The 15,742-nt window shown below is 33.5% G+C and carries 16 protein-coding genes; 7 read left to right on the top strand and 9 right to left on the bottom strand.

The window, feature by feature from the left end; all coding sequences use genetic code 11:
• Positions 1 to 202: 202 nt before the first annotated feature.
• From PQ462_RS23790 to PQ462_RS23775, 4 genes are all read left to right on the top strand, one after another.
• Entirely contained in the window at positions 203 to 1,390 is a 1,188-nt protein-coding gene (locus PQ462_RS23790) for a phosphoglycerate kinase (RefSeq protein WP_274251867.1), read from the top strand.
• A gap of 110 nt (positions 1,391 to 1,500) precedes the next feature.
• Positions 1,501 to 3,333, top strand: a complete 1,833-nt coding sequence (locus PQ462_RS23785) for a lytic transglycosylase (RefSeq protein WP_274251866.1) — start codon at positions 1,501 to 1,503, stop codon at positions 3,331 to 3,333.
• Between the two features lie 48 nt (positions 3,334 to 3,381).
• Positions 3,382 to 4,350, top strand: a complete 969-nt coding sequence (locus PQ462_RS23780; RefSeq protein WP_274251865.1) for a DUF4837 family protein — start codon at positions 3,382 to 3,384, stop codon at positions 4,348 to 4,350.
• Between the two features lie 119 nt (positions 4,351 to 4,469).
• On the top strand, positions 4,470 to 5,111 hold the full coding sequence (locus tag PQ462_RS23775; protein ID WP_274251864.1) for a DUF1579 domain-containing protein: 642 nt from the start codon (positions 4,470 to 4,472) through the stop codon (positions 5,109 to 5,111).
• 233 nt (positions 5,112 to 5,344) lie between these two features.
• Here PQ462_RS23775 and PQ462_RS23770 read toward each other — a convergent pair whose 3' ends face one another.
• The 4 genes from PQ462_RS23770 to rnpA form a co-directional block, all read right to left on the bottom strand.
• Positions 5,345 to 6,148 (bottom strand): OmpA family protein, encoded by an 804-nt coding sequence (locus tag PQ462_RS23770; protein ID WP_274251863.1) that lies wholly within the window; start codon positions 6,146 to 6,148, stop codon positions 5,345 to 5,347.
• Positions 6,149 to 6,151: 3 nt separating this feature from the next.
• Positions 6,152 to 7,789: a S41 family peptidase gene (locus PQ462_RS23765; RefSeq protein WP_274251862.1), complete on the bottom strand. Its 1,638-nt coding sequence runs from the start codon at positions 7,787 to 7,789 to the stop codon at positions 6,152 to 6,154.
• The gene (locus tag PQ462_RS23760) at positions 7,786 to 8,634 is read right to left on the bottom strand and encodes a DUF4349 domain-containing protein (protein WP_274251861.1); all 849 of its coding nucleotides are present in this window, start codon (positions 8,632 to 8,634) and stop codon (positions 7,786 to 7,788) included. The genes PQ462_RS23765 and PQ462_RS23760 overlap by 4 nt, the downstream gene beginning before the upstream one ends.
• A gap of 77 nt (positions 8,635 to 8,711) precedes the next feature.
• On the bottom strand, positions 8,712 to 9,110 hold the full coding sequence (rnpA, locus tag PQ462_RS23755; protein WP_274251860.1) for a ribonuclease P protein component: 399 nt from the start codon (positions 9,108 to 9,110) through the stop codon (positions 8,712 to 8,714).
• Between the two features lie 126 nt (positions 9,111 to 9,236).
• On the opposite strand from rnpA, the gene PQ462_RS23750 reads away from it, so the two are divergent.
• The 3 genes from PQ462_RS23750 to PQ462_RS23740 all read left to right on the top strand — a co-directional run bounded on the left by PQ462_RS23750 (position 9,237) and on the right by PQ462_RS23740 (position 11,966).
• Positions 9,237 to 9,983, top strand: a complete 747-nt coding sequence (locus PQ462_RS23750; RefSeq protein ID WP_274251859.1) for a lysophospholipid acyltransferase family protein — start codon at positions 9,237 to 9,239, stop codon at positions 9,981 to 9,983.
• Between the two features lie 45 nt (positions 9,984 to 10,028).
• Positions 10,029 to 11,021: an acyl-ACP desaturase gene (locus tag PQ462_RS23745; RefSeq protein ID WP_012023054.1), complete on the top strand. Its 993-nt coding sequence runs from the start codon at positions 10,029 to 10,031 to the stop codon at positions 11,019 to 11,021.
• A gap of 291 nt (positions 11,022 to 11,312) precedes the next feature.
• Positions 11,313 to 11,966: an HD domain-containing protein gene (locus tag PQ462_RS23740; RefSeq protein WP_274251858.1), complete on the top strand. Its 654-nt coding sequence runs from the start codon at positions 11,313 to 11,315 to the stop codon at positions 11,964 to 11,966.
• A 326-nt stretch (positions 11,967 to 12,292) separates the two neighbouring features.
• Here PQ462_RS23740 and PQ462_RS23735 read toward each other — a convergent pair whose 3' ends face one another.
• From PQ462_RS23735 to PQ462_RS23715, 5 genes are all read right to left on the bottom strand, one after another.
• Positions 12,293 to 12,871, bottom strand: a complete 579-nt coding sequence (locus tag PQ462_RS23735) for a hypothetical protein (RefSeq protein ID WP_274251857.1) — start codon at positions 12,869 to 12,871, stop codon at positions 12,293 to 12,295.
• A 43-nt stretch (positions 12,872 to 12,914) separates the two neighbouring features.
• Positions 12,915 to 14,081, bottom strand: coding sequence for a hypothetical protein (locus tag PQ462_RS23730; protein ID WP_274251856.1), 1,167 nt, complete (start codon positions 14,079 to 14,081; stop codon positions 12,915 to 12,917).
• A gap of 311 nt (positions 14,082 to 14,392) precedes the next feature.
• Positions 14,393 to 14,965 (bottom strand): GNAT family N-acetyltransferase, encoded by a 573-nt coding sequence (locus PQ462_RS23725; RefSeq protein WP_274251855.1) that lies wholly within the window; start codon positions 14,963 to 14,965, stop codon positions 14,393 to 14,395.
• Positions 14,965 to 15,126, bottom strand: a complete 162-nt coding sequence (locus PQ462_RS23720) for a hypothetical protein (protein WP_159436627.1) — start codon at positions 15,124 to 15,126, stop codon at positions 14,965 to 14,967. Before PQ462_RS23720 ends, PQ462_RS23725 begins: the two co-directional genes overlap by 1 nt.
• Positions 15,127 to 15,614: 488 nt before the next feature.
• Entirely contained in the window at positions 15,615 to 15,737 is a 123-nt protein-coding gene (locus tag PQ462_RS23715) for a FeoB-associated Cys-rich membrane protein (RefSeq protein WP_073099451.1), read from the bottom strand.
• Positions 15,738 to 15,742 lie beyond the last annotated feature (5 nt).

Genomic DNA, 15,742 nt, shown 5'->3' with positions numbered 1-15,742 from the left:
AACTTACTGTAGATCAAATACAGTAAGTTTTTATATTTTAAAGAAGATCGATTTTTTTCTTTATTTCCTAAATTTTTGTTTTTTTTCAGTGTTTACATCGTTTTCGTTGTAATGATGCACTATTTTTCGTTTTTTTCGAATTTAACACAAGCCGAAATGTTCTATATTTGTTTTTCTTTCAAAAAAACTAAAAAATTATCAAATGAAAACTCTAAACGATTTCGACTTTAAAAATAAAAAGGCAATTATCCGTGTTGATTTTAATGTGCCGTTAGATGAAAATTTTAATGTAACAGATACAACACGTATTGAAGCTGCAAAACCAACTATCGATGCTATTTTAGCTCAGGGCGGAAGTGTAATTTTAATGTCACATTTAGGAAGACCAAAAGGTGCTGAAGAAAAATACTCTTTGAAACATATTTTAAAAACAGCTTCTGAAATTTTAGGTGTTCAGGTTAAGTTTGCTGAAAACTGCGTTGGAGAACCAGCTCAGACAGCGGCTAAAAACCTGCAGCGTGGAGAAGTTTTATTATTAGAAAATTTACGTTTTCATGCTGAAGAAGAAGCAGGAGATGTTGCTTTTGCTAAAGAATTAGCTTCACTGGGAGATATCTATGTGAATGATGCTTTCGGAACAGCACACAGAGCACACGCTTCAACAACAATTATTGCACAGTTTTTTCCAAACGACAAATGTTTCGGAACTTTATTGGCAAAAGAAATTGACAGTTTAAACAAAGTACTTAAAAACAGCGAAAAACCTGTTACTGCAGTTTTAGGAGGATCTAAAGTTTCTTCAAAAATTACAGTTATCGAGAATATATTAGACAAAGTAGACCACATGATTATTGGTGGTGGAATGACTTTTACGTTCATTAAAGCACAAGGCGGAAAAATTGGTGAGTCAATCTGCGAAGACGACAAACTAGATTTAGCACTTGAAATTTTGAGATTGGCAAAAGAGAAAAACGTACAGGTGCACATTCCTGTTGATGTTGTAGCGGCTGACGATTTTTCAAATACAGCAAATACACAAATTGTAGACGTAACTGCAATTCCTGATGGATGGCAGGGTCTTGATGCAGGTCCAAAATCTTTAGAAAACTTCAAAAAAGTTATTTTAGAGTCAAAAACAATTCTTTGGAATGGTCCATTAGGAGTTTTTGAAATGGAAACTTTCTCAAAAGGAACTATCGCTTTAGGTGATTTTATTGCAGAAGCAACTAAAAATGGAGCATTTTCTCTAGTAGGAGGAGGTGATTCTGTTGCAGCAGTAAAACAGTTCGGATTTGAAGATAAAATGAGCTATGTATCTACTGGCGGCGGGGCTATGCTGGAAATGTTAGAAGGAAAAGTTTTACCTGGAATTGCTGCAATTTTAGACTAAAATATCACAATTAACATTTTTTTGCATATTTTTAATGCATAAACTCTTTAAGTTTGCAAAAATACAAGTCCTGTAATTGTTTGAATTATAGAATTTTAAAAAAATGTTATATGATTGTAAAGAAAATCTCCTTAGTGGTTACAGCTTTGTTTTCAATGTCGATGTTTGCGCAGGAAACTGCAGAACATTCAAAAGAAATAAAGCCAGAAGTAAAGTTGTCCTATTTAGATTCTATTAAAAGCACATTCAAAAAAGACGATCTTGCTTCAAGAGTAGACAGTCTTTGGATGAATGAGTTAGTAAGCTTAGACATCTATGATGATTTGACAAAAGATATTCAAACCATTAATAAGGATGTGACAGTAGACGAAGAATTGCCAACAGAACTTTTAAAACAGCGCTTGGCAGCAATGAATGCTAAATCTCCTTTTGAGATAGAATACAATCAAGGATTAGAAAATATAATAAAGTCATTCCTTAAGAATCGTAAAAAATCGTTTTCTCGATTAATGGCTTTATCAGAATACTACTTTCCAATATTCGAGGAAACTTTCGCTAAAGAAAAAATCCCATTGGAAATAAAATATTTAGCCGTTGTAGAATCTGCTTTAAATCCTAAAGCAGTTTCTAAAATGGGCGCCACGGGACTTTGGCAGTTTATGTACGGAACCGGAAAACAATACGCTTTAAAAATTGATTCCTATATCGATGAAAGAAGCGATCCTCTTAAAGCTACTGCTGCATGCTCAGATTATATGACCAGAATGTTCAGCGTTTTTAACGACTGGGAATTAGTTTTAGCATCTTACAACTCAGGACCAGGAAACGTTACAAAAGCAATTCGCCGTTCTGGAGGTAAAACAGGATACTGGGATATTCGTAATCACCTTCCAAAAGAAACACAAGGATACGTTCCGGCATTTTATGCTACTATGTACCTTTTCGAATACCACAAAGAACACGGAATAAATCCGGAAAGAGCAGTGGTTAAAAACTTTGAAACAGATACTGTTGCCATCAAAAATCAAATCTCATTTAAACAGTTAGCAGATTTATTAGATATGCCGCAATCGCAGCTGCAGCTTTTAAATCCATCTTATAAACTGAATATAGTGCCGGCTTATCATGGTGAAATGAATTTCCTTCGTCTGCCAAAAGATAAAATTGCAGCATTTGTTTCAAACGAAGATAAAATTTATGCTTATGTAGAACATGAATCTCTGGTTAAAACAATTCCAACCCGTTTGGCAGCTAAAATTGCTCCAAAAGGAAAACCAGTTAGAGAAGCTGTAGAATCTTCAAAAGACATTCAGTTTTATAAAGTTAGAAAAGGGGATAACTTAGGTACAATTGCAGATAAGTATAATGTGAATATTTCAGATTTAAAAAAATGGAATAATCTTAAAACAAATGCAATAGCATTAGGAAGAACCTTAAAAATTAAATCAGATATAGATGCCTCGGCAAAAGTGGTTAAAGAACCTAAATCTATACCTGCAATCGAGAAAAATACAGAAGAAGCAATTGCTTCTAACGATGATAAAGATAAAGTTTCAATTCAAACTGTGGAGTATGTTGTTGCTGCCGGAGACAATTTAGGAAGCATTGCTAAAAAATTCGGTACGACTATTGCGGACTTAAAAGAGTTAAATGATCTTACGTCTAATAATATTGGTTTAGGAAAAACATTAGTAGTTTCTAAAATAGTTACAGAAATTCAAGAACCAGTTGCAACAGCTATTGCTTCAAACTCTGTAGATGCTTTCAAGAAAAAAGCTCCATCGGCTAAAAGTGCAACCGAAGATTATTACGTAAAAAAAGGTGATTCTTTATACAGTATTTCTAAAAAATATCCTGGAGTAACAATTTCAGATATTAAAAAATGGAATGGTATTAAAGATGAAGATATTAAACCGGGAATGAAACTTAAAATAAACGGATAATAAAAAAATCTTATTTAAATTTGGGTTTTATTTCATTAAATCAAAAAAATGAATAAAACCCATTTTTTATTTCTAATACTTCCGTTTCTGTTGATTTCTTGTTTAAAATCAGACAAGCAGTCGCAGCCCGTTTCTGGAAAAACAAATACCATTTCCATAATTATCGACGATCAATTATGGTATGGAGAAGTTGGTGATACCATCCGGAATAAATTCGCTTCTCCTGTTTTAGGTTTAACTCAGGAAGAACCACTCTTTACAATTAATCAATATCCTGCCAAACTTCTGGAAGGATTTGTAACCGACAGCCGAAGCATTATTGTAGTAAAAAAAACAGCAAACGAAAAGTTTGAAATTACCCACAGTAAAGCTTTACCTCACAACACATTTCGCATTTATGGAAAATCTATAGACGATATTATCTGCAGTATCGAATTGAATTCAGCACAGATTATCAAAATGATCCGCGATGCCGAAATCAAAAAAATTCAGGAAGATAACAGCAAATCGCTTTTAAATCCTGCTGTTATAAAAAACAAATTTCACATCGATATTCAAATTCCAACAGGATATGAATATGTCTTGCACAAGAAAAACTTTATCTGGCTTAAAAAAGATATTATTAGCGGCAATACCAGTTTATTGATATATCAAATTCCATTGCATAATTTTAAAACAAAAGGCAATGTAGTGGGCAATATTATCAAAATGAGGGATTCTGTAGGCCGTTACATTAAAGGCCGTGAACCAAACACACCAATGATTACTGGCGAAGCTTATGCGCCTTATTTCTCTGCCACTCATTTAGACGATAAAGAAGCTTTTGAGACCAAAGGTACATGGGAGCTTAAAAATGATTTTATGGCCGGTCCTTTTATTAATTACGCGATTGTTGATCCTCTTTATAACCGAATCCTCGTTATTGAAGGATTTTGTTATTCTCCCTCAAATCAGGAACGCGACCTAATGCTCGATCTTGAAGCAATTATAAAATCAGTAAAAATAGACAAGCGATAAAAATCTGTATCAGGTTTTCGAACTGCAGCAACCTGAAACCTGAAACTTCAAGCCTGAAACAATTCAAATTAATATATTTCTTACTTTTGTTTTTATAACAAACATAAAAACAAAGACTTATGAAAAAATTAACCACAGCATTAGTACTGTTTGCAATGTGTTTTGTTTCTTGTAAAAAAGAAATAAAGACAGAAACAGTAACAGAAAAAGACTCAGATACAGTAAAAACAGAACAAGCTGAAGCAGAACCAGTCTTAGACTCGGCGGCACAAATGAAAGCCTGGCAGGCTTATGCAACTCCGGGAAATCCGCACAAAATGATGGCAGATGAAGTGGGAACCTGGAACTGCGATATGATATTTTGGTCTGAACCAAACGGAAAATCAGAAAAAGCAGCTTCTGTAGCAGTTATTAGAATGATTTTGGGCGGACGCTATCAGGAAGCCGATTATAAAGGAACCATGATGGGACAGCCATTTGAAGGCAAAAGTACTTTGGCCTACAACAATGCCAGTCAGGAATACACGACAACCTTTGTAGACAATATGGGAACCGGAATGATGGTGGCAATGGGAAAATACGATGAGAAAACCAAAAGCATGGAATTAAAAGGCGAAATGGTTAACCCGTTAAACGGAAAGAAAACACCTTACAGAGAAGTTTATACTATTGTCGATCCCACAACTCGAAAAATGGAAATGTTCGACACTAAAAACGGAACAGAATATAAAAGCATGGAAATCATCATGAAGAAAAAATGATGTGCTGTTTACTAGAAAAATCAAAAATCCCGATCGCATTTTACGATCGGGATTTTTAATTTTTAAGAGTTTTATATTTAGCAACAATGTTGCAACAAGTAATTTTGTGCTTTTTAATTTAGATTTATTTTTTATATATAAAACATTTATATACAAACAAGTAATAACTATTGTTTAAAGTATTGGTTAAGACAAAATAGAATTTTAAAATCCAAATAAAATTGAATGATGGTCTAAATCTTTGTAATCAAAAATTCAACCCGCCGATCGTAATTATCACCCATTCTTAAAGGAAATTTATTCCCACAGCCTTGATACCGCATTCTGTTTTTTGAAACTTTTTTAGAACTCAGGTAATTAAAAACAGTTTTTGCACGGTTCCATGAAAGTCTTCTTTCTTTGGTGTCTTTATCAATTCCGTCACTGTAAATTTCTGGAGTGCAGCAAACGTGCCCGCGTATTTCAAATTGTAGGTTTTTTTGCTTTTGAAGAGTCAGCGCAATTTTATCCAGTTCCTTTTTAGAATGATTAGTGAGTCTGGAACTTCCCATATCAAACAAAATGCTTTCAAGATATATTTTGTCGCCAACCTTTAATTTGTCTTTAAAAGAAGAGTAAATATCTTTTCCAAAACTGTTGCGTTTTACCACAATCAAATCAACGCGTCTGTTGCGTAATCGGGTTTCATAAAGATTTTCGACTGTATCAGGTCTTACTACAACACGGCCTTTTCCTTCAAGAATAACAATTTTACTTTCCTTAAACCCTGATGAAACTAATAAATTTTGTATCGTATTAACCCGGTCGTGAGACAAACGAAAATTATAATCATCAGTACCGCGGTCATCACAGTAACCGTAAATTTGTATAGATTCAACTTTTGCCGTGTCTATCGATTTTATAAAATTATTTACAACTTTGCTCTGCGATTCAGTAAGATCATATTTGTCGAAATCAAAATATACGGTTTCGATTGGTTTTTGCTGTGCCGCTAAATTGTAAATAATAAACAAAAAAAGGACCCGGAAAAGTTTCATTTTCTACATTTTTAAAATCGTTTTATATTCAGTTTGATTATTCAATACGTTTACTGCTCTCTTAATTTCTGAATTGTTCTTAATGTAAAACTGATACAAACCTTCCTGGTATTGGTATCTTTTAATAAGCTCTTCCTGAATTAAACCTCTAATTTCTTTTTGGTTTTTATCAAGGAGCGTATTCTCACTTTTCTCTAATGCGGCTAATAATTGTTGATATTCGGGAGCAATAGTCTCGTCAATTTTTTCATTTTTGGCTGCTGCCAAAGTATTTTTTAAAGCAACTTCAGTTTCGGTATCAAAACTAATTTTGTTCGCTTTTAAGTATTGTTTGAAAGCCGAATAATCAGCATCAGTAACAACCGGTATTTTTTCGCCCAGATTTGGGTTTTTATAGTAATAAGATGTTGCGTAGTCAAATATCCCGTCATTTTTCAACAGAGCGGTCGTAATTGGGCTCATTTTGGCTTCTTCAAGTTCAATGTCGGGTAAAACCCCGCCGCCGTCATAAACCGTTCTTCCTTTTCGGGTTTTAAAAGCATTAAAATTTTTGGCATCTGTTTTTTGGGCAACGCCGTTTTTATCTTTGTGCGCATAATCAAGTGCCTGTATGCATCGTCCAGATGGAGTGTAGTAACGGGAAATCGTAACCTTCAACTGAGTTCCGTAAGTCAAATCGACAGAACGCTGTACTAGTCCTTTACCAAAACTTCTGCTTCCTAAAACAACAGCACGGTCTAGATCCTGTAAAGCTCCCGATACGATTTCAGATGCCGATGCACTTCTTCCATTTACCAAAATAGCTAGTGGAATCTGAGTATCAATTGGTTCTTTTGTTGTTTTATAAGTGTTATTGTGTTTTTCAATTCTTGATTTTGTCGTTACAATAACTTCATTTTTAGGAACAAACAAATTACAAATATCAATAGCTTCATTTAAAAGTCCGCCCGGATTACCTCTTAAATCCAGAACAATTTGAGTGGCACCGTCGGCTTTTAATTTTTCCAATGCATCTTTAACTTCGGCAGAAGCCTTTCTGCTAAAATGCGCCAGAACGATATATCCGGTTTTGTCATCGATTTTTCCATAAAACGGAACCGATTTAATATCGACTTCGTCCAAAACCAATTCTGTCGTATACGTTTTTCCCTGACGCAGGTATTTTATGGTAATTTTTGTGTTTTTCGTTCCTTTCAGCAACTGCGAAGCATCATCTTTAAAATCAGCAATTAGAACATCGCCAATTTGTATAATTTCGTCACCTGCTTTTAATCCCGCTTTGTCTGCCGGATAATTTTTATAAGGTTCACGAACAATCAATCGGTCTTTTTTGCGGGCAATCATGGCGCCAATTCCCGTATATTCTCCCGTATTGTTGATTTTAAAATTTACAACATCCTGTTCGTTAAAATAAACCGTATACGGATCTAAACTTCCCAGCATGCTTTTAATGGCTTTGTCCATCAAATCACCCGGATTGGTTTCGTCTACATAATTCGTGTTTACGGCTTTGAATAAGGTTGTGAAGATTTCAATTTGCTTGGCAATCTCAAAAAAGTCCTCTTTGAAACTGGTTCCAATAAATAAAAAACCTGCGGCAACAGCTGGTATAATGAATTTCTTTTTGAAATAACGATTCATAATTGTTGTTTTTTTCTTTTAAATCTTTTTCTAATAAAATAGGCTAATACACAAAATATAATAATAAACGGCCAAACGCTGATCAGCGAAATTAAGAAATCAGATAAACTAAAGAATCCTGATTTTACTGCTGTCCAGATTTTTGAACCGTAGGATATTTTTACACCTTCTTTTTCGGCGGTTGTTTTGTAAAATTCTATGGTAACAGTGCTTTCAGAAACACGGCTCTGCAAATATTTTAATTGGCCTTCTTTGGCTTCTATTTCCTCGCGAATAACTGAAATTTGTTTTTCAATTTCTAAAATCTCACTCACTTTAACCGCTTTCTGCAAAATTTGAAGATAACGTTCTTCAAGTTTTTTCTTAGTATTTAATCTTGAAGTTAAATCTATAAACTGCTCTGTAACATCCTGTGCAGAAATATTTTTAATTTCAAAATACGATACACCTTTTGAAATATCATTTATAAAATGGTCAAAATTCTGGCTTGGTACTTTTACCGTAAGGTTTCTAAAAACGGTTCCATAATCTTTTCCTTCAGAATCGTTTATAATTGTGGCTTTGCCTGCCGTAACCGCTTTTTGAATTTGATTGAAAGTATTTTCTAAATCATCGGTTTCAAATCGTAAAGTGGCTTCTTTAATGATTTTCTGTTCAATTTTTGGCGTAGACAAATTAGGATTGTGATCATAAGAATCAGAGTCTGCATTTACATTTGCATTTACATTTGCTTTTGCAGGTAATTTTACAGCAGAAATCATCATCGATTCATTCTGCGGTTCATTAGATTTACTGCATCCGGAAAAAATCAGAAAGAAAACAGACAAAAAGAAAATATTTCGCATAAAATTTCAATTTAAAGCTAAAACTACGATTTTTTTATCTAATCTGATTAATTATCTTACCTTTTGAGAGTCAGGGCTTAGTTCTCTTTTTCAGAATCTGCAGGTTTGTTAATCTGCAGTACAAATTTCTCAAACAGCTGAATTGTTTTAGTATTAATTTCTTCATAAGACAATCGGTCTTTCGACTGATAAAAAATCATGAAAGAATATGGCTGATCCAGATTATCCAAAAGCAAATGTTTGTTAAGCCTGTAAGTTTCTCTTAAAACTCTTTTGAAATAATTTCTGTCAACTGCTTTTTTAAAGTATTTCTTAGAAACTGAAACGCCCACTTTAGTATTTCCCTGATATGCTTCTTCCGCTTGACGGTAAACCAAACGAAGCGGATATTTTGAAACAGATTTCCCTTCAGAAAACAGTAATCCAATCGTTGTTTTGCTCTTTAAGCGTTCATTTTTAGGGTATGTGAAGTTCATTTAATTCAGAAAAAAGTTGCAATTTCAAGGGCAAAGGTACAATTAAACCATAAAAACGGTTATTGTTTTCAAATTTTATACCGCTAAAAATATATTTACTACTTTTGGCGTTAAATTTTTTCAAGCATGCAAAAGATAATTTCATATCCAATATCGGTAATTTATTATTTATGTTTTGGATTTTGTCTGGCAATTTTTCACCCAATACAGTGGATCTGCCTTAATCTTTTTGGATATCAGGCACACAAAAAAAGTGTCGATTATTTAAATTTCTGTCTTTTAAGATGCACCAACCTTGTTGGAACTACTTATAAAGTTACAGGCGTAGAGACTATTCCTGCCGGTGTTCCAATTATTTTTGTTGCCAATCACCAAAGTATGTACGATATCGTGGCAATGATTTGGTATTTTAGACGTTTTCATTGTAAATTTGTAAGTAAGAAGGAGTTAGGAAGCGGAATCCCAAGTGTATCTTTTAATTTACGCCACGGAGGTTCTGTTTTAATTGACCGTAAAGACCCTAAACAAGCGATTCCCGTAATCAAAGGCTTGTCTGAATATATAGAAAAAAACACTAGATCTGCAGTAATTTTTCCGGAAGGAACCCGCAGTAAAACGGGCAAACCAAAAGAATTTGCCCAAAGCGGTTTAAAAATCTTATGTAAATATGCGCCATCAGCGTATGTTGTACCTGTCAGCATTAATAATTCATGGAAGATGGTTCGTTACGGAATGTTTCCGGTAGGTTTAGGAAACCATCTAACCTTTACAGCTCACAAAGCTCTGGCTGTAAAAGACTATAAGTTTGAAGAATTAATGGAAATTACTGAAAAAGCAGTAAAAGAAGGAGTAAATGAGTATAAACAGGTTTAAGTTTTAGTCCGAGCTGAAACGTACAACCCAAATTTAAAATAAGTAATGTCTATAAAAAACATTCGATTAGAAGTGATGCAGTTTTTGGAAAAAAACGTGGACAGCTTCGTTGAACAGTATTTAATTCCGGTGGAAAAAATTTGGCAGCCGTCAGATTTCCTGCCTAATTCTGAAGGAGAAAACTTCTTTGAGGAGGTTAAGGAACTACGCGAAATTGCGAAAGAACTTCCATACGATTTCTGGGTAACTCTTGTAGGTGATACAATTACCGAAGAAGCTTTGCCAACATATGAGTCTTGGTTAATGGATGTAGAAGGAGTAGATCAGGTGGAAAACGGCGGTAATGGATGGTCTAAATGGATTAGACAATGGACCGGCGAAGAAAACCGCCACGGAGATCTTTTAAATAAATACTTGTATTTGTCTGGTCGTGTTAATATGCGTGAAATCGAAATGACAACACAGCATTTAATCAACGACGGTTTTGATATTGGAACTGGAACTGACCCATACAAAAACTTTGTATACACTAGTTTTCAGGAATTAGCAACTTATGTTTCTCACAACAGAGTATCGCAGATTGCGAAAAAATTTGGAGATAACAAGCTGTCTAAAATGTGTAAAATGATTGCAGGTGACGAAATGCGTCATCACCATGCTTACAGTGAATTTGTAACCAGAATTTTCCAGGTTGATCCTAGCGAAATGATGCTGGCTTTTCAATACATGATGAAACAGAAAATCGTTATGCCGGCTCACTTTTTAAGAGAATCGGGTCAAAAGATCAGTTCTGCTTTTGAACAGTTTTCTGATTCTGCGCAGCGTATTGGAGTTTACACAGCGACTGATTATGTTGAGATTATGCAGAAGTTAATCAACAAATGGGAAATTGATAAAATCTCGAACTTAACAGACGAAGCCGAAAAAGCACGTGATTACTTAATGAAATTACCTGCCCGTATGGCTAAAATTTCAGAAAGAATTGTAATTCCACAAGAGTCACATATCTTTAAATGGGTTGAACCTGCTAGATTGTAGATTTTAGATTGTAGATTTTAGATTGTAGATTTTAGATTGTAGATTTTAGATTTAAAATTGAAATTGATTTTTGATATTGCCATTGAAATTGATTTTTGCCATTGCTATTGATATTGAAATTGCCATTGCCATTGAAATTGATTTTTGCAATTGATATAGAAAACATTGTTGATTGTTGAAGTTTAAAAGCTTTAACAATCAACATTTTTTATTTAAACTATAAAAAATACCAGTGTAAATCTGCTGCATCAGTAAAATCAGCGCGCCATTTCACGACAAAACAAAATATTTATGAATAATTCTGAACTTATAATTAAAACAATCGCTTTTGTAAAAGAGAAATTAAACGATGCCGAAGGCGGACATGACTGGTTTCATATCGAACGTGTTTACAAAAATGCACTTTTAATCGCAAATGATACCAATTGCGATCTTACTATTGTTGAGTTAGGTGCATTGCTGCATGATATTGCTGACAGTAAATTTCATAACGGAGATGAAACCATTGGGCCGAAAACAGCACGTTTGTTTTTAGAGTCAGAAAACGTTTCAGAAGATATTATACAGGATGTGGTTAATATCATTGAAAATATCTCTTATAAAGGCGGAAATTTTGAAAAGAAATTCTCATCTGTCGAATTAGATGTTGTTCAGGATGCCGATCGCTTAGATGCAATAGGTGCAATTGGAATTGCAAGAGCGTTTAATTATGGCGGATTTAAAAACAGAACCCTGTACAACCCAGAAATTGCTCCGGTAACTAATATGACCAAAGAGGAGTATAAAAAAAATAATGCTCCAACAATTAATCATTTCTACGAGAAGCTTTTACTTTTAAAAGACAAAATGAATACTGAAAAAGGAAAACAAATCGCCGAAGAACGCCATCATTTTATGGAATTATTTCTCGCTCAGTTTTATGCAGAGTGGGAAGGATTAAAATAAGCTTTGTTCTTTTATAAATAAAAAAAACGGTTTCATATTTTGAGACCGTTTTTGTTTTCAAACGTTTATTTGGATATAATCCTGTAACTAACCTTTTAAAAGGGACATTATTCCAAAAGCACATAAAAATCCTATTGAAAACCACAGTAATCTGGCAACCCTGTTGTCTCTTACTATTTCTTGTTTTTCGAAGTTTGTCATTTTAGATAAATTTTATCTTGCAAAAATAAATTGTGTAAAACAGATAAACAGGCCGTAAAAGTTTTTTTAGCATTAAAAAAAGACATTTTATTTTCTCTAAAGATACCGTTCTGCACAAAATTATACTAGTCAGGAATTAATGTTCCCGTCATAGACGACGGAGCAGTAAGACCATTTGATTCATACGTTCCAACATAACCTCCATAAACTCCTGATGCTTGACCTTCCATTGTTCTGGCTTGTACTGTTATAGTATAAGTTGTGCCTTTTGTTACTTTAAATTTGGTAACTATATTTACTGGTGTTGCCCAGTTTAGCACTGTTCTGGTAAATAAACTGGAGTTTGGTGTTGCAACAGAAGCTGCTCCATATGAAACCGGATTTCCATCTATAAGAACCATCATGTGGTTTCTGGTAGCCGCGGCAGTTGAAGTTGTTGATGGACCAACCAGTATACTGTATAATTCAGTTTGAAGCAGTAATGTACCGTCTTGTGGAGCAGTATACGAATAATCAGCCAGCCCGGGAACATTATTAAATGTTGTGGAGAAATAATCAGAATGTCCTGTACTTTCAATATAAAATTGATGTAACATAACACCCTTAATGTTTACGATTTGCCCGTTCTTAGTTACAACAGGTTTCTCTTGAGCCATTGCAGTAAAGCCAATACTTAGCAATAGCATGATTATAATTTTTTTCATTTTTATATTTTTTGAAATTTTTAATATTAGTAGAGAAAGTTTTTTAGTTTACGATTAAATACTGAACAGAAAAAGAAGTTAATGGAAGGGTTTTAATAGAAAAACTAACACCAGGAACACGAGTTCCTATTTCCATTAATGAAGAATTATTACCATTATTTGTAGGATTTAAGTAAGTGAGCATCACAACTGATGTTGCAGTTATGTTGGGATCGTTAATAGTCAGTATACCTGTTGTGTCGCATTGAACAATTCCTTTGCTAAAAGATAAAGTTTTATGTACAACACCGTTATTGTCTACTGTTAATACCTTTTCAGTTGTTGCTCCTGCTTGTAAACCTGTAAGTTTAAGCGGGTCAGCTGTAGCGGCAACTTCTAGCGCAGCGCCTGGATTAATTGTTCCAATACCAATTCGGTTGTTAAGAGCATCTACATACAAATGGTAAGTTCCAGAACCACTATCTGCTAGTCCATAATTCAGTACATCAGTTTGCATAGATTTTAAAACAAAAGCACTTTTTTTGCCGCTACCATCGATCCCTGAATTGTATGGTTTACCAAAAAACCATTCTCTTCTTAATCCGTTATCTTGGCCATCAAGCATATATATCCCACTGCCTTGAGTTCCTCCCCAGTCAACTTGCGCATTTTCAAATATTAATCTTCCTGATGTAAAACCTACTCTTTTGCTGGCAATATGCACATCGTCTACAACATCGAGCATATATTTTGGTGTAGCGCTATATTCAGGATATTTCTGTAATCCGATACCAGTAAAACCAGTAATGCCGCCAATACGGATTCGTTCTGTATTATCTGTTTTAAATAATAAGTCAGCCCCATCTGTAGTTCCAAGAAAATCGGTAGAAGGATTTGTTCCTACGTTTCCTTTTACACCCCAGTAATAAGGCGTAAATGCTAGAGCAGAAATTGTTCTTATTACTCCGTTAGCAGGATTTGTAACCAGTATATTGTCAGATCCCACACCTGTCTGCAGACCTGCTAAAGCTAAAGTAAAAGCTGAGGTTGTTGTTAAAACAGATTTTTGCGTAAGCGCACCCCCTAATTGTATAAAGCCATTAGTGGCAGTTAATCCATTGTTTACATTAGGACTAATAGTTACTTTTTCTCCATATTGAGTCACTACTGTTTTTGTTTGTGCTCCAATGAATCCACAATTTAATAATAGTAATAGTGCAATTTTTCTCATATTTAAGTGTATCTAAATGTTTAATTAAAGTGCACAAAAATATTTTGAATCAATTTGTTTAATGTCCCATAGAAGTTTTATAAGTATTAAAAAAAGACATTTTTTATTTTTTAAGATATTTTCTAAAAAAAAAGCTCCACAGAATTACTGTGAAGCAGTTTTTTTAATTATGAGTTATTAATTGATAATTGATAATTGTGAGTTGTGAATTCTTAGAAGCTTAGAGTCTCAGAACCTTAGTAGCTTAGCACCTTAGAAAAAAAAACCTAACTGCATCCACAGTTTCCGTCGCCGCAGTCTTTTTTCTTTTTCTATGCAGATATATCATACGCTGTATTCATTAGTGGTCTAAGATCAAGATACATTTGTCTCGTATCATCTCCTTTATCACTATCTGAAAGAAACTTGAATCCTAATTTTGTGTAAAAATCTAATGATTGACTATAAGCATCAACAGTTATTAATTGACATGCACAATTGCTGTTTTGTTCTAATGCTAAATTAATAACAAAATTTACTAACGCTCTGCCAATTCCTTTTCTCTCTTTTTTTGTTGATTCACAGACAGCTAGTCTTCCAATTTTAATTGCGGGGAACTGTCGTAAATGCCTTTTTGGATGAGAAATTATTTCTTTTAATAATCTATTGAAAGCACTTTTTGAAGCGAAATCTTTTTCCTGAACAGCTAAAGCATCATTGTAAATACTTAAATAAGCAATAGTTTTATCTTCACTTTCAAGTAAATATGTAGTAGCTAAGAGTTCTTTTTTATATGGAATAGCTTTATTGCTAAGGAAGCTATTCAAATCATCGTCTCCACATTCAAAAGGAAGAATGTTTGTTGTAGTATTTAATTTTGAAAATGAAAAACCAGTTAAAGGCATTACTTTTCCTTTAAAATTTCTCTTAATTTACTCGCGTCAGTTCGAATTGAATTCAAAGTATCAGCACTAACTTTTTTATCTCTATTAGAATCAATAGATTTATAAAAGTTAATGGCTTCTTTACCTCTTAAAACAGGAGTATTTTTGATTGGTTTTGCCATTGTGATGAATATTTATTAATAAATTTTTTTGTACGGAAAACCACATTTTAGTGTGCACTGACTTTAATCTTTCGTTTTTGTAAGAAAGATATGCGGTTTTATTACTCGACAAACATACAAAATGTAGATGTATAAAACATACATTTGGCAAGACATTTTTTTTCAATTTTTTATTTACTATTAAAAAATAACGTAAAAATAGAATAATTAAAAGTGCTAAAGTATTGTTTTTAAAGGAATTGATTGATTAATATAGTAAATAGTATACTATATGAAATTTTGATATTTGAATAAGTATTCATTAAATATAAAAACAGATAATACTTACAAACAAGACGTTAATGGTCTGAAATAGTTATTGTTAATTATGAATTATTAGTTATGAGTTGATGTGAGTTATGAATTATTAGTTATGAGTTATGAGTTGTGAATTCTTAGAAACTCAGAAACTTAGTATCTTAGAACCTTAGCACCTTAGAAAAAAAAACCTAACTGCATCCACAGTTTCCGTCGCCGCAGTCTTTTTTCTTTTTCGATTTCCAAAAGAACTTTCTAATCAAAAAAGCAACGGCAATACCCAATATAGAAAAGGCAATAATTTCTTGCACCATGACAT

Source organism: Flavobacterium sp. KACC 22758, from assembly GCF_028736135.1.
GTDB lineage: Bacteria > Bacteroidota > Bacteroidia > Flavobacteriales > Flavobacteriaceae > Flavobacterium > Flavobacterium johnsoniae.
Note: the sequence above shows the minus strand (reverse complement) of the source record. Positions and strands in the feature narration are given on the sequence as shown.